This window comes from Cellulophaga sp. 3_MG-2023, from assembly GCF_030546975.1.
GTDB lineage: Bacteria > Bacteroidota > Bacteroidia > Flavobacteriales > Flavobacteriaceae > Cellulophaga.
This window is the reverse complement of sequence record NZ_JAUOPS010000001.1, coordinates 664,413-686,111: the sequence shown is the minus strand read 5'-3', so window position 1 is coordinate 686,111 and position 21,699 is coordinate 664,413. Positions and strand designations below refer to the sequence as shown.

Sequence of the window (21,699 nt, the reverse complement as noted above, 5' to 3'; positions counted from 1 at the left end):
AGTCAATAATAACGGTTATTGGTAACTTTCTGTAAGTATTAAACTAACAAATAAGGTTGTTTCACAACATAAAAAGGCATATATGTAACATTTTATTGTTAGTGCCTATGTAATTATTGAGATTTACATTGTAATAAGTCAGTTATTTTAAAGATTTGTTATTTAATAATGTAAAATTTCCTCCAAATTGAAATTGAACGACCTACATACTTCATTATCTAATTTGCAAGAAAAACTAAACAGTTTTTCTTTTAACGAGTTGTCTGTTAAACAAGCAGATGCACTTAGGGGTGTCCTAAATAATTTTAAAAAACTTCTTGTAGAAAAAAATAAGGAGCGCGAGTTTTCTTTAGGCTTTTCAATGCATAATAACACTGCTACTGTACAAGATAGTTTAATATCCAAAGCAAATAATGAAATTAAGCAACCTTTAAATGGCATATTAGACAATACAGAAAAGCTATTAAAAAGTAATTTAACTATGGAACAAGAGAAAATAGTAAAAGACATACAAGCCACCTCTAACACAATGTTAAACGTATCTAAAGATTTATTAGATTTTAAAGATGCAAACGCCGTTAATAGCAATGTTAATGAAAGTATTTCTATAAAGTTTCAGAATGTAGTTAATGATGTTTTGTTTTTGTGTAATACATTAATAACAAATAATAATCTTGTTTTAAATAAGCAAATAGATGCTGCCATACCAGAGGAGTTAATAGGAGATCCTTCAAAATTATCTCAAATACTATTAAATATTGTTGGTAACAGTATACAATCTACTGCTAAAGGTGAAATTTTAGTTACTGCTGCAGTAAAAGAAACGTATGCAGAAACTGTTATTGTAGAGTTTACTGTAAATGATACCAACGGAACTATTTCTGATAAAAAGGTTCTTGAAATTTTTGATATCTATAGTCAAGATAAGTCTAAATTAGGTTTAGGCTTAAATGTAGCTAAGGAATTAATAGAGTCTCTTAACGGTAAAATAGAAGTATCTAATAGAGAAAATGTTGGCACAACTTTTACTTTTACTATCCCTTTTAAACGACAAATAAAAGCTAATTCTGTAGAAAGTATTAGAGGGATGAATGTTTTGATTTTTGAAGATAATAAGCTAAACCAAAAATTGTTAGAGTTTAAGTTAGATAAATGGAAATGTAAATCTTTTGTTACAGATAGTTGTAGTACAGGATTAGAAATTCTTGAAAACAATATTATAGACATCATTTTAATGGATTTAAGAATGCCAGAAAAAAATGGTGATGAAATAGCAGAAGAAATTAGAAATCATAAAAATATAAGAATAAGCAATACCCCAATTATTGCTGTTACAGCAGATGATGAAATAGAAACAAGTACAGAATTTAATACCTCAAATTTTACTAATTTTTTATTAAAACCCTACACCTCTAATGAGTTACTTAACATTTTATTAGAGCAATTACAAAACAATGCAAATATGGAAACATTAACAAGCAATCATATTAATGATCAAGGAGATGTAAGAAAGCTTAATTTAACACCTGTATTAAATGAATGTATGGGAGATTTGGCAATGCTCCAAGAGCTAGTTAAGTTATTTAAAAATAATGCCTTAGAGTTTATAGGTAAAGCAATAGTACACATTAAAAATGAAGATTACGAGGCTTTAAAATTTGCAACTCATAAAATTAAAGCTGGTTTAAAAATGATGAAGGCAGATGCCTTATTTGAAAGTGTTTTACAAATAGAAAATGCAATTAAAGATGATATAGATGTTAAACATCTAAACTTTTTATATAACTGTTTTGTTAGTGAATACCCTAGTATAGAGCAGCAATTAGATGATGAGTTACTAAGGTTAGCAGAAGAAGTATAAAAAAGATATTATGCAAAAGAGGTTATTGCTAGCAGAGGATGATGAATTACTTTCTTCTCTATTAAAATTTAGATTACAAAAAAGTGGCTATATAGTAGATGTTGTTGTAAATGGTAAAGAAGTTAAAGAATACCTTACAAACAATACTCCAGACCTTATAGTTAGCGATATAATGATGCCTTATATGTCTGGAATAGAGCTTATTGATTATGTTAGAAATACATTAAACTCTATGCTTCCCATTATTATTATATCATCTGCAGGTAATGAAGAAAATGTTTTAAATGCTTTTGAAATGGGGGCAAACGACTTTTTATCAAAACCAGTTAGTCCACCAGAATTATTAATTCGTGTAGCAAGAGTATTAAAAAGAATACCTGTTTAGTAAATGAATAAAGCCAATCATATATTTATGAATATAGCACCAAAAATTGGTGTTGATTTGTTATGGATATTGGCTATTGTTTTTGCCATTGTAGCAGCTATATACATAGCAATTACTTTTTATGCTAAAAACAATATTACTCTTGGTTTAAAATACAAAAAAATAAAGAAGAAAGAGTTAGGTCCTATAGTAAGTGAATTTCTCTTTTTTGATGAAAAAACAGCAACGTTAGAGGATAAAAACAATTACGTACGTCTTAAAATTAAAATAAGACAAATGCTAAAAAACAAGCGTAATAGAACTGTTTTTTCTGAAGTATTAGTAGAGTTGAGTCAAGATTTATCTGGAGAAACATTAAAATCTTTACATAGTTTATATAAAAATTTAGGTTTAGATAAAGATGCGCTACAAAAGCTTAAAAGCTGGCGTTGGCATACAATATCTCAAGGTATTGTAGAGCTTACACAAATGAAAGTAACAGACTCATATGAGCAAATTACAAGGTTTGTTAACGGTAGTAGAGGAGTAATTCGTAAACAATCTGTAATAGCAATTGTTTCCTTAAAAGATGAAGGTATTAATTATTTTTTAGATACTACTCAGCATAAAATATCAGAATGGCAACAGTTAAAATTATTAGAGATTCTTCAGAACAAAAAAAATTATAATCCTCCTAGATTCAAAAACTGGTTGTTTTCTAAAAATACAGATACGGTACTTTTTGCATTACGCTTAGTAAAACATTATGACCAGAGTGATGCTAATGATTCTATTGTACAATTAATTAGACATAAAAACAGTCAAATTAGACAAGTAGCCATACAATGCGTTAGTGAATTTAACTTGGTGGAAGCAAGAGAATCTCTTAAAAAAGTATTTAATAGTAGTACCAACGATAGTAAATTATTAATAATTGAAGCGTTAGAAAACCTTGGTTTTCAAGAAGATGTTCAGTTTTTAAATACAATAGAAGACCGTACAGAAGTTTTTGCTGTTAAAAATAAAGCATTAGTAGCTATTAATAGCTTATTACCAGATAACCATTTAGAGTTAGAAGGGCTAGAAGAAATGGCTACAACAACAATACCCGTTGCAGATACTAAAACAATTAACCCATTAGAGGTAACAGTAACTCCAAGAACTGAGGTAGAAAAAGATTTAGCTTCTGTAATAGACCAGTTAACAGACAATACAGATGATTTAGCAATTGTTAATGATGTTAGTGAAGAAGACGAGGATAAGGAAGAACTTATGACTTTTGCTCTAGAAGATACTATAGAAGTTGTTACACAAGTAGCTCCTATGGATGATGATAAACATTTAGAGTTTGTTAGGTTTTTAGAAGCTAAAAAAGATGTGTCTGATGAAGAAGTTGATAATGCAGTTTATTTTAATTTAAGTGAGCCTAAAGAAGTTAAGGAACAAACATCTAAGTCTTTAGGATTAGAGTCACAAACTGTTTTTAAAAGTTTATATGACGGTTGTGATACCGAAGCTAAACTTATATTATTGGATGAAATAGGTGCTCTAGGAGATCAAAAAGAATTGAATTTTGTAAAAACGCTATTAAACGATAAAGAACAAGAAATTAGCAAAAAAGCAATAGCTGTTAAGGCTGCAATTGAAAATAGATTAGAAAAGATTGCTAAAGAAGATGCAATAGAAGAAAGTTTTAATGAGTTAAACACATCTACAACAGAAAATAATGTTGTTACTCTACAACCTACAATAGATACCTCTTTAAAAAATACAACTACCAATATAGTATTACCAGAAGAAAAAAAGCTTAAACCTTTAGAATTTTGTTTTTTACAAGAAGAGGAAGAAAAACCAACTAAAGGGTTTAGTTATTTAGATATTGACTTTTTATTATCTGAAGAATTTTACAAAGATAATAGCAACTAACATCCAGTCAAAAACTTGACATTATATGTTTCAGAGTGATTTTTTTACTATTCTAGTAGATTATATAAACGTTATTTTTTTAATGTTTACTATAATTTTATTCTCTGGATACACAGTAATGGGGTATTTAGCAACTAAACACACATTACATTACCGTAGAAAAAATAGCTTTGGAGACTTATCTAAAGTTATGGCATCACCTTTAGCACCTAGTATTACAATAATAGCTCCTGCTTATAATGAAGGAATGAATATTGTAGAAAATGTAAGGTCTTTATTGTCTTTAAACTATGTAGATTATGAGGTAATGGTTGTTAATGATGGAAGCAAGGACGATACTTTAGAAAAAATGATTAATGCCTATGATCTTGTTAAAATTGAACAAGAAATAGATCCTAATTGGCAGTCCAAGCCAATAAGAGGAATTTATAAATCTAAGCAAAAGGCATTTCATAAATTAACAGTAATAGATAAGGAAAACGGAGGCAAGTCAGATGCTTTAAATACAGGAATGCAACTATCTAACAATAGGTATGTTGGCTGTATAGATGTAGATTGTTTATTGCTACCTGATGCGTTACTACACGTTGTAAAATCATTTTTTCAAAGATCAGGAAAAAGAGTTATTGCTGTAGGCGGAGTTATACGTGTTGCTAATTCATGTATAATAGATGGTGGTGAGTTAGAAGAAGTAAGGTTACCAAAAAACTGGTTAGCTAAATTTCAACTTTTAGAATACACAAGGTCTTTTATTTTGGGTCGTATGGCTTGGGGTAGTATAGATAGTTTACTAATTATTTCTGGTGCTTTTGGTTTTTTTGATAGAGAAATAGCCTTGGCAGCTGGTGGTTATGATACCAACACCGTGGGTGAAGATATGGAGATTGTTTTTAGAATGCGTAGATATATGCATGAGAGAGATCTACCGTACACAGTAGAATACATTCCAGATCCTTTATGTTGGACAGAAGTTCCTGAAGAAGTAAAAATATTTGTAAACCAAAGAGATAGGTGGTCTAGAGGAAATTTAGAAACGTTAACTAAGCATAAGGATATGTTTTTTAACCCTAAGTATGGGCGCTTAGGTATGCTAAGTTACCCTTATTGGTTTTTTTACGAGTGGTTGGCTCCTTTGTTAGAGTTTTTTGGGTTTTTATCTATAATACTATTTTATTATTTGGGAATTTTAAATTTTCAATTTTTCATTGCTATTACAGCGGCAGTATTTTCATTCTCTGTAATGTTTTCCTTCTTTGCTATATTTTGGGAGGTTTATGCTTATAATCAATACAAAACAAAAGATATTTTGGTTTTAATGGTATTTGCCATTTTAGAACCTTTTATTTTTCATCCCTTAGTTACCTACTCGGCGGTTAGAGGTAATTATAAAAAACTTTTTAAAATAAAGTCGGGTTGGGGTACAATTACACGTAAAGGGTTTACAAAGGCTGCTTAGTATGAGTATTACTGCACTAAATACAAATCCAGATTTATCCTTAAAGCACTACACAAGGTTACTAATTGCATTTGCTTGTGTGTTGTTAATTTTGTCTTTATACCAATATATTGTGCTTTATAATAGAGGTATAATTAGCAGTGTTTTTAGTATTAGTTTTTTACTAAGTATTACTCATCACATTGGTTTTGCTGCTTTTGTTGGCTTGCTACTTGTGGCGCCTTACTATTACTTAGAAAAATCTAAATATTCTAGAGGCTACAGATTTACATTTTTTATTTTAATTATTTTACTAGCCTTAGAGTGTTTTTTAGTTTTATATTTTACAAGAGCATATATACCCTTAGGAGCTAACGTATTAAATTATGGTTTTTTAGATTTTAAAACAGCAATAAACAGTAATGTTGTAGTTCCATTTCTTTTTTTATTAATGTTTATCATAATAGTTTTATTGTTTTATGGCTTGTATTTAATTACATCAAAATACTACCATTATGTAAATAAAATGTTTCCATTCACCTTTTTTTTACTTACCGTTTTTGTAGCGTCTATGTTTATGTCTGGGCAACCAATAAACCAAAATAAGACCCAATACTTAGCTGTAAATTTATTTGAAAACTTTATGGAGGACGATAGTTACTTTGATAATAAAAATAATCCGCCTTATCCTTTACTAAAAACAGCAAAAAACGATTATAGCTTAGGAGGTAATTTTAATTTATCAACCAAAAAACCAAATATTGTAATAGTAATGGTAAATGGTTTGGGTAAGGATTTTGTTGGTAAAGAATCTGTTTATAATGGATTTACACCTTTTTTAGATTCGTTAGCGCAAAAATCTCTTTACTGGAAAAATTGTTTTAGTACAACAGCAAAAAGTTTTGGTGCTTTACCAGCTATTATAGGCTCTTTACCTTATGGTAAGCAGGGTTTTATGAGTATTCCTAAACCTATAAACCGTTTAACACTATTTGGTATTTTAAAAAATAATGGGTACGCCACAGCCTATTTACAAGGTACAAATAGCTCTTTTAATAATGTAGATAATTTTTTACAACAAGAGCAAGTAGACTTAGTTATAGATCGCAGCTATTTTGGTGCAAAATATATGCTTTCTCCCAAAGATAAAGCTGGCGAATCTATAGGTTATCCAGACAAGGAGTTATTTAAAAAGAGTTTTAATACTCCCAGAAATAATAATAAACCAAAATTAGAGGTGTATTTAACAACTTCATTAAAAGAGCCTTTTTTAATACCTAATAAGTCTAATTTTATAGATAAAGTAACAAATATATTAGCAAGGTCTAAGGCATCAGAACATATAAAAAAGCAGCAGAACAATAATAAAGATGTTATGGCTAGTATTTTATATACAGATACTTCATTAAAATACTTTATAGAGTCATATAAAAATAAAGAAGAATTTAAAAATACCATATTTATAATTACAGGAACACATAGGTTATTAGAGTTACCCGTAAATAATGAGTTGTCAAAGTATAACGTACCATTGTTAATATATAGTCCAATGTTAAAGGCACCAAAAAAAATAGAATCTATTACATCTCATTTAGATATTACCCCATCTTTAACAGGACTAATGGTTAATAAATACAAAATAAGTGTACCTAAAAAAGTAGCTTGGTTGGGAGAGACTTTACCTTTACATACTACATTTAAAGCCAACAGAAGCGTGCCTTTAATGCGGGCTAAAAACCAAATAGAGGAATATTTATATCAAAATTATTTTTATTCTTCAGGAACAACTTTTAAGGTTGATGACAATCTAAATCTAACACAAAGTGAAAACGATAGTGTATATGCAGCCCTTAAAAGGTTTAGGTCTATAAATGCTTACGTAACAAAATACGATAAACTATTACCACAGAATTTAGCTGTTTTTAATATTAAAAACATTGTGTTTACTGAAGAAGATAAAATATGGATTAACAGTGTTTTAAACGGGCAAAGTTTTGATAGTGCTTATAAAACGGCACAAAAAATGGCTTTTAATGGTAAAACTGAAGACGCTTTACGCTTGTGTAACTACATTATACAAGAAATTCCTAGCCATATTGATGCTAAAATATTAAAAGGCAGAATTAAATCTTGGAGTAAAAATTATGATGAAGCAGAAAAGATACTATTAAAATGCATTGCTACAAATCCTACATATGCAGATAGTTATAATGCTTTACTTGATGTTTACTTTTGGTCTAACCAAAATAATAAAATTAAAGAAATAGAGTCTATTATTATAAAAAATGATGTTAAAGATAAAAGCTTGTCATTAAAAATAGAAAGAGCACATACAGAACTTACAAAATAAGCGTTATACCTATACCTACAACTACCTTTTATAACATATGAAGTTTCCCAAATACATAGTTTTACTTTTTTTATTGATTAATACAGTAGGTATTTGTCAAAGTAAATACAAAGGAGACCCAGATGTATCTTTTACTGTTGCACGTCAATTAGCTTTTAATAATAAACGAGAACAAGCAAGAGACACACTAAAACTTATACTAAGCAAATATCCAAATTACACAGATGTACAAAATTTATTAGCTAAAACTTTAACTTGGGATGCTAATTACAACCAAGCCAGACTAATTTTTAATGAAATAATTACAAGAGATAAAAGTAACATAGAAGTTTGGGTAGCCGCAATAAAAAATGAAATGTATGCTAAAAACTATAGTATAGCTATTGGATTAGCCAATAAAGGATTAAAATCTATACCAGGAAACAAAGATTTAATTGCATTAAAAAATGATGCCCTAACTGAAATAGAAAAAACAAATGTGGCTAATCAAGATTTAGCACAAGCTATAGAACCAGAAGAACAATTAGAAACTGAAAGTAAAAATGCAATTTTAATAACAGCAGAGGCACAGTCTTTTAACAAAGTATATAGTACAATGTCTATTGCTAGTATTGCTTATAAACGCACTACTAAATACGGAGATGTAATACCAACAATTAATTATAGTAACAGGTTTAATACAAATGGTGTGCAGTTTCAATTAGATGCGTACCCCAAAATTGGTAAAAAAATGTATGCTTATACGAGCTATGCATTTTCAGATTCAGAAATTTTCCCTTCCCATAGAATAGGAGGTGAGTTGTACAGGTCTTTACCAAAGTCTTTAGAAGTATCTGTAGGTGCACGCTATTTAGAATTTAGTGGTAAAAATGCAATGGTATTAACCGGCTCTGTTAGTTGGTATCCGGGCAACTATTATTTATCATGGAGACCTTACGTAAACCCTAGTAATGATGGTTCTGTAAGTTTTTCTAATAGTTTTACGGCTCGTAGGTATTTAAAAGACAAATACAATTATTTAGATGTACAGTTTGGTTTTGGGTTTTCTCCAGAAACTACACAGTTAACAGAAAATAATGTTTTACTATCCGAATCTATTTTTTACTTAGAGTCACAAGATATTGCGCTAACCTATAATTTTACAGTAAAAAGCACCAAGAATATACTAGCAGCAACAGTAGGTTTAACAAGGCAAGAATTAATTTTTACTCCTAATGAGTTTTATTTGGCGGTAACTGGTAGGTTAAAATATCAATTTAATTGGTAATTATATTAAAGGTGATGTTTCACAACAAAAAAGAATAAGTTCACCACATTTAATTGTCACACCCAAAGTGTTTCTGTAGTTTTAGACCAGATTAGAAACCCAAATAACCTACTTATTATGTTATACGATACTTACGGAGAAGAATACCTAAACTTCTTACATGATTTAAACGAAATTTTAAGTCTTAATGAATTAATAGAATTAGATTACATATAAGTTTTATTCTTGTTTCTATACATTTAATAAACCCCAAAAAAATCTTTTGTTATGGCAAACCAAAACAACTCGGCTTACTTATCATTTGTAGAGAGCCTAAATGAAATTTTATCAGAAGTAAATATTACAAAACTAAATTATTCTTAGTTAGGTATTTACATTGAAAAAAATCATAAAAAAAGGAGCAACTAATATTAGTTACTCCTTTTTTTATGATATAAAACTAAAGCTTATCCCAAATATGTTTTTAAGATTTTGCTTCTAGAGTTATGTTTTAATTTACGAATTGCTTTTTCTCTAATTTGCCTAACACGCTCACGTGTTAAATCAAAAATCTGACCTATTTCTTCTAAAGTCATAGAATGTTTATCACCTATACCGTAATATAATTTAACAACATCTGCTTCTCTAGGAGATAAAGTTTCTAATGCTCTATTAATCTCTGTATTTAAAGATTGATGCATTAATTTTTCATCTGGGTTAGGAGATTCTCCGTATTTAATAACATCGTATAAGTTAGAGTCTTCGCCTTCTTTAAAAGGTGCATCCATAGATACGTGTCTTCCAGAGTTTTTCATAGACTGCTTAACCTCACTAACAGACAATTCCAATTCTTTTGCAATTTCTTCTGCAGAAGGAGGTCTTTCATGTGTTTGTTCTAAATAAGAAAAAGCCTTTTTTATCTTATTAATAGATCCAATTTTATTTAATGGCAAACGCACAATTCTAGACTGCTCAGCTAAGGCTTGTAAAATAGACTGTCTAATCCACCAAACGGCATAAGAAATAAACTTAAAACCTCTAGTTTCATCAAATCTTTTAGCAGCTTTAACCAAGCCAACGTTACCTTCATTAATTAAATCTGGTAATTTTAAGCCTTGGTTTTGATATTGTTTAGCAACAGACACAACAAATCTTAAGTTTGCATTTGTTAATTTTTCTAGCGCAGCTTCATCACCTGCACGTATTCTTTGAGCTAACTCTACTTCTTCATTTGCAGTAATTAGATCTATTTTGCTGATATCTTGCAGGTATTTGTCTAATGATTTTGATTCTCTGTTAGTTACCTGTTTGATGATCTTTAGTTGCCTCATATATCTGTTCTGTTAATTTAAAGTTTAAAGGTACAGTATACATTTTAAAATGTTATTTTCCAAACATTTAACATATACTTTATACATTACTTATAAATAAAATACTTACCTTTTTAAATATCAATGTTTTTAAGACCAAAAAGGTTTTAAATATATTTCTTTAATTTTTTGATTTATTTGGTAACTTTCCGCAATTATAGATTTTTTGTATGAGTAAAAGAGCTTTAAAAAAGTATTTATCAGAATTAAAAAAAGGAGAATTAGAAGAACAACTTTTAGGATTGTATGAAAAATTTCCGGCTGTTAAAGCATACTACAGCTTTGTTTTTAATCCAAAGGAAGAAAAACTGGTACAAGAAGCTAAATTAAAAATAGGTAACGAGTATTTTCCTGTAAAACGTAAACGCCCCAGAGCTCGTAGATCTGTAGCTCAAAAATATATCAAAAACTTTTTGTTATTAGGTGTAGATGCTCCTTTGGTAGCAGATGTTATGCTATATAATATAGAAATAGCACAGGAGTTTGCACAGCACAAAAATGTGCCAGATGCTTTTTATAAAAGTATGCTTAATTCTTTTGAGCAAGCTGTACAGTATGTAGCAGTTAATGCAATTTTACTAGAGTTTAAAGACCGCATTTTAGTTATTTACAAGCATACGCAAGACAATAATTGGATGTTTCAAGACGGTTTTTCTAGAGCTTTAGATAGTATAGACTAAGCGCTAGGCTGCCTATTTAACAGCACTTTTTATCAGTTTTATGCTTTTAAGTTTTCTTAAAGCACAAAAATCGACTAATTTAGCAAGGTTTATTTTTAAACTTAAATACATCGTTTTTCTACGATTAATTACAAAATAGGTTATCCCATTTGGAAGAACAAAAGACAACTACAGAAAAAACATTATACGACTATCAACAGGAAGATTTAAGTAAAATATTTACTTATTTTGATGAAAATCCTCCTGGTACAAACCTGTTGTATCAATTGCCTACTGGTGGCGGAAAAACTGTTGTTTTTTCTGAAATAGCCCGTAGATATATAGCACAAAAAAACAAAAAAGTTGTTGTGCTTACCCATAGAATTGAGTTAAGCGCACAAACATCTAAAATGTTAGATAGTTTTGGCGTACATAACAAAGTAATAAATAGTAGTGTAAAAGATTTAAACGATCAAGATAGTTACAAATGCTTTGTAGCTATGGTAGAAACTTTAAATAACAGGCTACAAGAGGAGAACGTGGAGCTAAAGGACATTGGACTTGTAATTATTGATGAAGCCCATTATAACTCTTTTCGTAAGCTATTTAAATACTTTAAAGATTCGTCTATACTTGGTGTAACAGCAACGCCGCTTAGTTCTAATATTAAGCTACCAATGAAAGACAATTATAAAAAGTTAATTATTGGCGAGTCTATAAAGTCGTTAATTAGCAGAAACTTTTTGTCTAGTGCCAACCAATATAGTTATGATGTAGGTTTAAAAACTTTAAAACTAGGTATTAATGGTGATTATACTGTTAAATCTTCAGATGAGTTGTACAGTAACCAAACAATGCAAGGCAAGCTATTGTCTTCTTATGAAGAGCTGGCAAAGGGTACAAAAACCTTAATATTTAACAACGGTATTAGCACATCATACTACGTGTATGAAACCTTTAAAAAAGCTGGGTATAATATTCGCCATTTAGATAATAAAAATTCGGCATCAGAACGTAAAGAAATTTTAGAGTGGTTTTCTACAACACCAGATGCTATATTAACATCGGTTAGTATATTAACCACTGGTTTTGATGAGCCTACAGTAGAAACTATAATCCTAAATAGGGCTACACGGTCTTTAACATTGTATTTTCAGATGATTGGTCGTGGTTCTCGTGTAACAGATACCAAAGAAGAATTTACGGTTATAGATTTAGGTAACAATACCAAAAGATTTGGGTTGTGGAGTGAACCTATAGATTGGCAAGAAATTTTTCATTTTCCTGATTTCTTCTTAGAAAATATTAAGAATGATGAAGAAATAGAGCGCGATTTTGTTTACGAAATGCCTCAGGCCTTACGAGATGAATTTTCTAAATCTGAAAACATATTTTTTGATATTAAAGCCGAATATAAAGATGCTTTTGCTAAAGGATTAAAATCTAAATCGGTCTTAGAAAAAAGTATAGAACAACACGCAAAAATATGCGTAGAAAATAGCGAAGATGTTTTTGATGCACGTATCTTGGCCAAAAAGCTAAAAGAAGAGATACAATTTAGAGTAAGACAATACTCTTACTGTATAATGAATAATACAAAAAACTATAAAGAATGGTTAGAGGAGGATTATGAGCGTAAATTACGACTTAGTATTTCTCAGAAATTTTCTTCTAAAATGTAAATTCTTCTAGCGTGAAAAATGTTTTATTTATTGGTTTTGTTTGGCCAGAGCCCACAACAACGGCAGCTGGTGGCAGAATTCTACAGCTTATTACATTTTTTATACAACAAAACTATACGGTAACATTTGCTAGTACTGCAGCAAAATCTGTCTACTCTGTAGATTTTTCATCTTTAGGTGTGTTAGAAAAGCAAATACAGCTTAATAATGCTAGTTTTGATGATTTTATAAACGATTTAAATCCGGATATTGTTGTTTTTGATCGGTTTTTAACTGAAGAACAGTTTGGCTGGCGAGTAGCACAAGTTGTGCCAAATGCAATACGAATTTTAGATACTGAAGATCTTCATTTTTTACGCAAAGCAAGAGAAGAAGCGTTTAAAAAAGGAAAAATACAACCTACTGAAGAAGCATTAAAAAAATTAGAGATTACTAAGAGAGAAATTGCAAGTATTTATCGCTCAGATTTTTCATTAGTAATATCAATGTATGAGGAGCAGTTGCTAAAAAACACCTTTAAAATAGACAGTTCTTTACTATTACATCTTCCTTTTATGTTAGATGCTTATAGTAATACTGGTAATAGTTTTAAAAACAGGAAAGATTTTGTGTGTATTGGCAATGGAAAACACAAACCTAATGTAGATGCTGTTTTGTGGTTGCATAAAGAAATTTGGCCGCTAATACGCAAAGAGCTTCCAGAAGCAAAATTACATATTTACGGTGCCTATTTACCACAGCAGTTAACAGAAAAACACAATGCTAAAACAGGGTTTTTGGTACACGGTTGGGGAGAAGATGCAAACCAAATAATGCAACAAACTAAAGTAAATTTAGCGCCATTGCGGTTTGGAGCGGGCATAAAAGGTAAATTAATAGATGCTATGCGTAACGGAACACCAAGCGTAACTACTAAAATAGGGGCAGAGGGTATGTACGGTAATTTAGCTTGGAGCGGAGAAATTGCAGATACAGCAGCTAATTTTGCTGCTAATGCTGTAAACTTATATACAAATGAAGCTGCTTGGTTACAAGCACAAAAAAACGGAGCGGAAATTCTAAATACCTATTATGCTAAGACTAAATTAGAAACCAAGTTATCTAATAAAATTAGTACTTTGCAAAAAGATTTAGAAAAACATAGAAATGCCAATTTTATAGGCAGTTTACTACAGCACCATAGTATGATGAGCACAAAATACTTATCTAAATGGATTGCTGAAAAAGAACAAAAAAACGAAGTCTAAAAATAAGATTAAAATGAAAAATATTGAGTGGAAAGTAGCTCAGGAGTTCGAGGATATTACGTATAAAAAGTGCAATGGCGTAGCGCGTATAGCGTTTAACAGACCAGATGTGCGTAATGCGTTTAGACCAAAAACTACAAGCGAGTTATACAAAGCATTTTATGATGCACAAGAAGACACGTCTATAGGTGTTGTTTTATTATCTGCAGAAGGCCCATCTAGTAAAGATGGTGTGTATTCTTTTTGTAGCGGAGGAGACCAAAAAGCCAGAGGCCACCAAGGATATGTTGGTGAGGACGGTATGCACAGACTTAATATTTTAGAAGTACAGCGTTTAATACGTTTTATGACTAAAGTTGTTATAGCTGTAGTTCCGGGTTGGGCTGTTGGTGGCGGTCATAGTTTACATGTAGTTTGCGATTTAACTTTGGCTAGTAAAGAGCATGCTATTTTTAAACAAACAGATGCAGATGTTACTAGTTTTGATGGTGGTTATGGTTCTGCTTATTTGGCAAAAATGGTAGGACAGAAAAAAGCTAGAGAAATCTTCTTTTTAGGACGTAATTATTCTGCACAAGATGCTTATGAAATGGGAATGGTAAATGCTGTTATTCCGCATGATGAGTTAGAGGATACTGCGTATGAGTGGGCTCAAGAAATATTAGAAAAGTCGCCAACATCTATAAAAATGCTAAAGTTTGCTATGAATTTAACAGACGATGGTATGGTAGGGCAACAGGTTTTTGCTGGTGAAGCTACTAGATTAGCGTATATGACAGAAGAAGCTAAAGAAGGCCGTAATGCATTTTTAGAAAAGCGTAAGCCAGACTTTGGTAAAAATAAGTGGATTCCTTAGTAGTTAAGGAATAAGTGTTGTAAATGAAAAAGAGTCTTGTCGACAAAAACAAGACTCTTTTTACGAGAACACTATATGAAAATGAAAAATTTATTACTCTTTAACAACACTGCTAAAGTATAGTAGCTTTAACTTTAAATAAAATCTATGTTGTTAATACAATGGTTATTGTTGTATAACTTTGCAATTAAGTTGTAAGCTTATTTACAAATAGAGAAAACTGCTAAAAAAATATAAGATGTCGTTTAAAAAAATACATCCAGAGTTAAAAGAAGCCTTAGAACGTTTAAAAATTACAGAACCATTACCTTTTCAAAAAAATGTACTTTCTAAAATAAAAGGCGGAGCCAGTATTTTTGGTTTAGCGCCAAAAGGGTCTGGTAAAACAACAGCTTTGGTCATTAGTACATTACAAAAATTAAAGTGCCAAGAGTATCAAGATGCTCCTAGAGCTTTAATATTTGTAAAAGACAAGCAATCTGCATTAGACTTAAAACAAGAGTTTGATAGGTTTACATTTAGAATGTCTATACGTACGTACTGTGCTTATGAAGAGCAAAATATAGATGATCAAAGAGATGATATTTATGATGGCGTAGATATTGTAATAGCAACTCCAAAAAGACTAAATCGTATTTTTTATACAAATGGTATTAACTTAAATGTACTACAATTGTTTATTGTAGATGATGCAGAGTTTTTAGTAAAGCCAAGTTTGTTTTCTGAGGTTATAAGAACACCAGAAAGTATAGATAAATGTCAGTATTTGGTATTTGGGACAAAGTTTGATGACCGTATGCAGCGTATGCAAGATTCTTTTATGGCTTCTGCACAGATTGTGAAGTTGTAATTTTCTATTTGCAACTGTTACTTTTAAAGGTGAAAATGTATCACTTTTCTAAGTAAAACGAGAAGTTTAATTCTTGATAGACTTATGAAAGTATTTTACAACTATATTTAGGCTATTGCATACAATAAAAGTATAACCAAAAAGCAATTGCTTTTTAGTTATACTTTAAATCTTTCTCATTAATTTTTTTGGACCATAACTCTTTACCATCTTTATTAAAAATAGAAATAGTAAGCTCACGTTCTTTACGTGGGCCTTTTACATTTAAAATTCCAAAGTTATGCTCGCCTACAATGGTATCATCAATTTTGTAAACATTTAAAGGTTCTTTGTTATTATTAGCACCAGCTGTTAAAGAAGAACACGTAAGGTCATATAACGGATATACACTATTACTTTCTTGCATGCGACTTAATACAGTGTGGTGCCTGTCTCCATCAAGAAAAACAACACCTTCAATTTTTGCTTCACGTATTTTCTCAATTAAGTAATTACGCTCTTTAGGAAAAGTAGCGTGGTTTTCATACATCGCTTCAGAACTTACTACTTGTCCGCCAATAACAACAAACTTAAAAGGAGCATCACTAGTAGCTAAAGCGTTTATAAGCCAGTCTATTTGTGTTTTACCAAGTATTTGTCTTTCTGTAGTGTAATTATTATTAGCAGTTCTGTAGTAGCGATTATCTAATAAAAAGAACTCTAAATCTGCCCATGTAAAAGAACCTGTGATTCCGCCTTTATTAATAATGTCATAATTAGGATTACCCCAAAATAGTTTAAAAATTTCTGATGACGTTTCTTTTAGAGGAAAGCTACTGTTTGAGTTATCTGGACCATAGTCATGATCGTCCCAAATAGCATAATTGTGTGTAGAAGCCAACAATGGCTGAAGTTCTGGTAAAGACCTAGTATGTGTATAACGGTGTAATAAACCAGTACGTGAGCCCCAATCTGGTTCTCTTAAGTACGTGTTGTCTCCTAACCACAACATAAAGTTTGGATTTTTTTTATGTATAGATGTAAAAATGTCAAAATCGCTACCATATGGTTTTCCATTTCTATCAAAACGTTCTTCGTTTACATAATTACAACTACCAATAGCAAAACAAACCTCTGGTGGGTCTGTTCTCCATTTCCATAGTTTTTGAGACTCAAACTTCATAGCGTAATCTCTTTGTATCTTTTTACCATTTACAAACAACTCATATACGTAGTTTTTACCAGGTAAAACCTTATCTGCAATTAGTTTAGCTACAAAACCAGTATTGGCCTCTGTAGTATACTTTTTTGTTTCAAATCTTTGTTTAGCATTTCCTTTTTCATAATACTCAAAATGTACCTCTGCCGCTTTAGTGGTTTGTGTCCAAAGTAACACCTCTCTCATAGTAGAATATCCTACCATAGGACCAGATTGCACTAAGTCTTGTGCACATAATAAGCTAATGTTTACCATAAATAGAAGGACAAAAAGTATATGCTTTTTCATAAAAAAAAGAAGATTTATTTAAGCTCGTAAAATTACAAGTTAATTAAAAATTACTGTTAACTAAAGCTAAATATAGTACTAATTTTACGTAAAGTATTTTTTATTTAAGGGTATAGGAGGGATGTATAGTAGTTGGAAAATACTGAAGATTAAAAACAATTATTAAATTAACTGTCACATTTTAAGATGTATAAATTCATCTTTAATGTGACAGTTTTAATTTTTAACTTATTCAGCTTTTATATCAGAAACGTAGTATATATCTCTTTTAATTTTTAGAGGTTCATTTTTTATATCCGAGTATAACTTTCCTTTCATTCTTGTTTCATCAGCAATTTTTAGACTAGTATTTGTGTTACTTCTTCTAACGTTTAGAGCTTTTTTTCTAGATGTTATGGTATTATTTCCTTTTAACGTTAAATAACCATTTAAATAAGTTGCACTAACAGCATCTAAGTCTGCATCAATAATGTTATTTGTAATTATAACATTTCCAGATCCTTTAGCTTTTTTTTCAGCTTCTGTAAAATTTCTTCCTTGTCCGTGACCTACTTTGCCTGTAGAAAACAATAAAATTGCTACCTGCTTACTTTTCATTTTGTTGCCTGTAATACTAATGTTTTTACACCTATCTTCAATGTGTATAGGTTGTGAATAAGACTCTGTACCACCATCTATTTGGCTGTTATTTCTTATAATAACATTGTGAGTATTAGCTAAAGCGATATTAAAAGACTTTGAAATTTTAAACTTACTTTTTTCAATTATGATATTATTATGCTTTGTTAGTCTCTCACCAATACCATAAGTTGGATCATTTTCATCTAACAACGCACCATCAAAGGATATTTGATGACTTCCGTTACTAAATTCACATTCAGTAATTTTAAAGTTATCTAAAGTAGGGCAGTCTCTAGCAACTAGTCCAAACCAAAAATTAAATTTACAGTTTTTAACTAATATGTTTTTAAAACTTCCCTCAAAAAAGAGACCTCTTGCTGTGTCTCTAGCATTTTTTTGAACAAAATTGCAATCTATAAATTTTAAATTACTGTACATTACTTTTCTATTTGCAGGCAAACCAACATCAATTGCCTTATATCCAGTGTTATCATAAATTACAAGATTAATGTTTTCAATAGTAACATTACTAGAGCGTATTAGTAAAATGTTTCCTTTACTACGATTTCCATTAATTGCTTTTCGTATTAATTTATATCTATCATTTGGTTTATTAGCACCTCTAATAGTAATACCTTTTGTTATTGTAATTGTTTTATCACCTGCATTAAAAGGTATGTTTAAGTCTAAAATTATGACATCGCCAGCATTTGCATTTTTAATTGCGTTTTCAAACTTTTTATAAGGTGTTGTACCTGTTGTACTTTTTACAAAGATATTTTTTGCACTAAGACTTACAGAAGCTAAACATAGCAATATAATTATATATGTTTTATAAGTAGGTTTCATATTTTAATGGTGTTAAAGTTAATATTTAGCATATGTAATTACTGTACCAGATAGTTCTCCAGAGTAAGTTAACTCAAGTAAGTTCTCAGTTATTTTTATACTTCCGGTTACAGTCTCTTCTTCATTTTTAAATTCATTATTTAATGTATTTATGTTTGCAGATTCATAAGAAATAGCAGAGCATTGACTATTAGATGTATCAAAAAATATTTGATTTAGTTTATTTTCTGTTGTCAATTTTAAGGTATTTTGTTTGTCACATTCAGTAGTGTAGTCAATTCCATTCTGTACTATACTTACAAGTTCCCAACTATTATTAGTTGTTACGCTTTGTTCATAAAGATCATCTTCTAGTTTCTCGTTTTCACATGAAAATAGTAGCGCAATTGTTAAAAAAGGCAATAATTTTTTCATAGTATTTAATTTTAAAGATTAAGTTACTAATATCTAAATTTTGTAGTAAAATTCTTTAAAATAAATAAGAAAAATATTTTTTTTGTTTAATTTCTGAATGTGTTTGTAGAAGTTAGCGATTATAGTTTAAAGAATACTTTTCTCGCTTAAGTATTTCCAATAGCGTTTAGGAACATGTTGTACGTGTAGTTTCATATTTTTTCTAGAAGCAATATTTGTACTCTTAAAATAATCGTTCCATAATTGCTGAAACTCTAATTCTATTTCAGCAAAAATCTCTGAAGATGTTTTAGTAGGATCAAAATCTGCACCTAATTCTAGAGTAATAATATCTACTTTTTCTAAGTTGTAATACAAGCCATACTTTCGTTTTAAATCGTAAATAAGCCATTTTTGGTCTGCATAACGCTTCTCAAAATGCCTTTTTATTAGTGGTAACACATTAAAATCTGGCTCTATGTTAGCAAAGTAAACACCATCTTTAGTAAGTTTAAAACGTACAAAAGCTTCCATTCTATGCTTTTCTCGTCCTACGTTTTTAGTTAGTTTAGCTATTTCTAATATATGTTCATTTGTATAATCTGCTCCAACATTAACTTTAGCAGCAAACACATACACAATAGCATTAAATAAGGTATTTTCTACAGTTGGTTTTTCACTTAAAAAAGCATAATAAAACCTGCGTAAATCATTGCTAGGCATTTTCTTTTTTAAACCTGCCCAAACACGGTTACTTTTTTCTTGGTCTGTAAACACAGTTTCAAAACTACCAAACAAAGGTTGCTGAAATCTTTGTTCTGTAACAATAGTCACTGTTTTTAATTTCATCTCAAAAGCAGTAAAAACAGCCGTTAAAAATCCATCAAAAGAGGCGTCATAAATTAGTGCAGTTTCCATAGCAAAAGTCTATCCAAAAAGATTTAATTGGTTGCTAAGCATATCTGTGTATTTACTTTTAGAATTTTGTAGAATTAGACCTTTAATTTTCTCTGCAGTAAGATCTCGACTTTCAAACTTGTTAGATGCACAAATTAAAAAGTATTGTGCACGGTTTAATGACACGCCAATTGCCTTTAAATGTTCCCAATTAAGTTGTCTGTAACGCCTTGCTTTTAGTATTTTGTATACAGATTTCATACCTAAACCAGGGATTCTAGCTAACATATGTTTGTCTGCCTTATTTACATCTATAGGAAACTCGTGCATATTACGTAATGCCCAACCCAATTTAGGATCAATATCTAAATCTAAATGTTGGTTATGCTCATTTAAAATTTCTTCAATATTAAAGCCATAAAAGCGTAACAACCAATCGGTTTGGTACAATCTGTTTTCACGTAGCATAGGAACAGGAGTACCAATTTGTGGCAAACGTGTATCATAACTAATTGGCACATAACCAGAGTAGTATACACGCTTTAAATTAAAATTCTTATAAAAATAGTTAGAGGTGTACATTATTTGCATATCATTTTCACCACTAGCGCCCACAATCATTTGTGTACTTTGCCCACCAGGAGCGTATTTAGGCGTACTTTTTATAAGCTTTTTCTCGTTTTTATACTGTATAATTTCATTTTTAACCTTAACCATAGGTTTAATAAAATCTTCTCTGTTTTTATCTGGAGCTAAAAGTTTTAAGCCTTTTTTAGTCGGAATTTCAATATTAACACTAAGTCTGTCTGCATACAAACCAGCCTCTCGCATTAGCTCATCACTAGCACCCGGAATAGATTTTAAGTGTATGTACCCATTAAAATTTTCTTCTAAACGCAATTTTTTAGCCACCGCAACCAAACGCTCCATAGTATAGTCTGCACTTTTAAAAATACCAGAGCTTAAAAAAAGACCTTCAATATAGTTACGTCTGTAAAAATTTATAGTCAAATCTACCACCTCTTGCACTTTAAAAGCAGCACGTTTAATGTCATTGCTTTTACGTGTAACACAGTAAGCACAGTCAAAAATACAATGGTTGGTTAATAATATTTTTAGGAGAGATACACAACGGCCATCCTCTGTGTAGGTATGGCAAATACCAGAAGCAGACGCATTACCCAATCCTTTATTGGTATTGGTTCTGTTGCTGCCGCTAGAGGAGCAAGACACATCGTACTTTGCAGCATCTGCAAGGATGTTTAGTTTTTCTTGTACACGTTGAAAAGACATACCTTAAAATTAGAGTTTAGACTGTAAAGATACAATGTAAACTAATAAAAAGCACATTTTATAATTAATTTATATCTCATATTATGATATATAAGTATGTAATTTACTATATTTGACACTGAAAAAAATACAGTTATGAACCGTATTAAGTACGTATTAGATGATAAAGGAATTAAGCAAACCTGGTTGGCAGAAAAACTAGGTAAAAGCTACAATATGGTAAATTCTTATGTACAGAATAGGAGGCAACCCAGTTTAGAATTACTGTATGAAATTGCACAAATTTTACAAGTAGAAGCCAGAGATTTATTAGA

General features: G+C 30.3%; 17 protein-coding genes and 1 pseudogene. 12 read left to right on the top strand and 6 right to left on the bottom strand.

Features of this window, described 5'->3' with window-relative positions:
* The first annotated feature begins 187 nt into the window (after nt 1–187).
* From Q4487_RS02785 to Q4487_RS02760, 6 genes are read left to right on the top strand one after another with little or no spacing between them, the layout of a single operon-like run.
* Nucleotides 188–1,861: a response regulator gene (locus tag Q4487_RS02785; protein WP_303544583.1), complete on the top strand. Its 1,674-nt coding sequence runs from the start codon at nt 188–190 to the stop codon at nt 1,859–1,861.
* 10 nt (nt 1,862–1,871) lie between these two features.
* A complete protein-coding gene (locus tag Q4487_RS02780; protein ID WP_330400365.1) occupies nt 1,872–2,246 on the top strand; it encodes a response regulator transcription factor in 375 nt (124 codons plus the stop codon).
* A 27-nt stretch (nt 2,247–2,273) separates the two neighbouring features.
* On the top strand, nt 2,274–4,151 hold the full coding sequence (locus tag Q4487_RS02775) for a HEAT repeat domain-containing protein (protein WP_303544580.1): 1,878 nt from the start codon (nt 2,274–2,276) through the stop codon (nt 4,149–4,151).
* A 25-nt stretch (nt 4,152–4,176) separates the two neighbouring features.
* A complete protein-coding gene (locus Q4487_RS02770; protein ID WP_100895925.1) occupies nt 4,177–5,607 on the top strand; it encodes a glycosyltransferase in 1,431 nt (476 codons plus the stop codon).
* 1 nt (nt 5,608) lies between these two features.
* Nucleotides 5,609–7,936 carry a sulfatase-like hydrolase/transferase gene (locus Q4487_RS02765; protein WP_303544576.1) on the top strand — a complete coding sequence of 776 codons (2,328 nt, stop codon included), beginning with the start codon at nt 5,609–5,611 and terminating at the stop codon, nt 7,934–7,936.
* Nucleotides 7,937–7,973: 37 nt separating this feature from the next.
* The gene (locus tag Q4487_RS02760; protein ID WP_303544573.1) at nt 7,974–9,203 is read left to right on the top strand and encodes a YaiO family outer membrane beta-barrel protein; all 1,230 of its coding nucleotides are present in this window, start codon (nt 7,974–7,976) and stop codon (nt 9,201–9,203) included.
* 446 nt (nt 9,204–9,649) lie between these two features.
* On the opposite strand, the gene Q4487_RS02755 is transcribed toward Q4487_RS02760, so the two are convergent.
* Entirely contained in the window at nt 9,650–10,513 is an 864-nt protein-coding gene (locus tag Q4487_RS02755) for an RNA polymerase sigma factor RpoD/SigA (RefSeq protein WP_100895928.1), read from the bottom strand.
* 209 nt (nt 10,514–10,722) lie between these two features.
* Between Q4487_RS02755 and Q4487_RS02750 the strand changes: the two genes are divergently transcribed.
* The 5 genes from Q4487_RS02750 (at nt 10,723) to Q4487_RS02730 (ending at nt 15,846) form a co-directional block, all read left to right on the top strand.
* Nucleotides 10,723–11,232, top strand: a complete 510-nt coding sequence (locus tag Q4487_RS02750) for a DUF6155 family protein (RefSeq protein ID WP_303544567.1) — start codon at nt 10,723–10,725, stop codon at nt 11,230–11,232.
* A 149-nt stretch (nt 11,233–11,381) separates the two neighbouring features.
* Nucleotides 11,382–12,893: a DEAD/DEAH box helicase gene (locus Q4487_RS02745; protein ID WP_303544563.1), complete on the top strand. Its 1,512-nt coding sequence runs from the start codon at nt 11,382–11,384 to the stop codon at nt 12,891–12,893.
* A gap of 11 nt (nt 12,894–12,904) precedes the next feature.
* Nucleotides 12,905–14,140, top strand: a complete 1,236-nt coding sequence (locus Q4487_RS02740; RefSeq protein WP_303544560.1) for a glycosyltransferase — start codon at nt 12,905–12,907, stop codon at nt 14,138–14,140.
* 13 nt (nt 14,141–14,153) lie between these two features.
* Nucleotides 14,154–14,996, top strand: coding sequence for a 1,4-dihydroxy-2-naphthoyl-CoA synthase (locus Q4487_RS02735; RefSeq protein ID WP_170932137.1), 843 nt, complete (start codon nt 14,154–14,156; stop codon nt 14,994–14,996).
* Nucleotides 14,997–15,234: 238 nt separating this feature from the next.
* Nucleotides 15,235–15,846, top strand: a complete 612-nt coding sequence (locus Q4487_RS02730; RefSeq protein ID WP_100895932.1) for a DEAD/DEAH box helicase — start codon at nt 15,235–15,237, stop codon at nt 15,844–15,846.
* A gap of 154 nt (nt 15,847–16,000) precedes the next feature.
* Here Q4487_RS02730 and Q4487_RS02725 read toward each other — a convergent pair whose 3' ends face one another.
* The 5 genes from Q4487_RS02725 to Q4487_RS02705 all read right to left on the bottom strand — a co-directional run bounded on the left by Q4487_RS02725 (nt 16,001) and on the right by Q4487_RS02705 (nt 21,385).
* Complete coding sequence (locus Q4487_RS02725) at nt 16,001–17,332, bottom strand: alkaline phosphatase (RefSeq protein ID WP_303544557.1); 1,332 nt, start codon at nt 17,330–17,332, stop codon at nt 16,001–16,003.
* A gap of 228 nt (nt 17,333–17,560) precedes the next feature.
* The gene (locus Q4487_RS02720) at nt 17,561–18,802 is read right to left on the bottom strand and encodes a right-handed parallel beta-helix repeat-containing protein (RefSeq protein ID WP_303544554.1); all 1,242 of its coding nucleotides are present in this window, start codon (nt 18,800–18,802) and stop codon (nt 17,561–17,563) included.
* Nucleotides 18,803–18,820: 18 nt separating this feature from the next.
* On the bottom strand, nt 18,821–19,216 hold the full coding sequence (locus Q4487_RS02715; protein WP_303544551.1) for a hypothetical protein: 396 nt from the start codon (nt 19,214–19,216) through the stop codon (nt 18,821–18,823).
* A 126-nt stretch (nt 19,217–19,342) separates the two neighbouring features.
* On the bottom strand, nt 19,343–20,113 hold the full coding sequence (locus tag Q4487_RS02710) for a TIGR03915 family putative DNA repair protein (protein WP_303544548.1): 771 nt from the start codon (nt 20,111–20,113) through the stop codon (nt 19,343–19,345).
* 9 nt (nt 20,114–20,122) lie between these two features.
* Complete coding sequence (locus Q4487_RS02705) at nt 20,123–21,385, bottom strand: putative DNA modification/repair radical SAM protein (RefSeq protein ID WP_303544546.1); 1,263 nt, start codon at nt 21,383–21,385, stop codon at nt 20,123–20,125.
* 135 nt (nt 21,386–21,520) lie between these two features.
* On the opposite strand from Q4487_RS02705, the pseudogene Q4487_RS02700 reads away from it, so the two are divergent.
* Nucleotides 21,521–21,697, top strand: a pseudogene (locus tag Q4487_RS02700) (helix-turn-helix transcriptional regulator); the annotation flags it as partial.
* Nucleotides 21,698–21,699 lie beyond the last annotated feature (2 nt).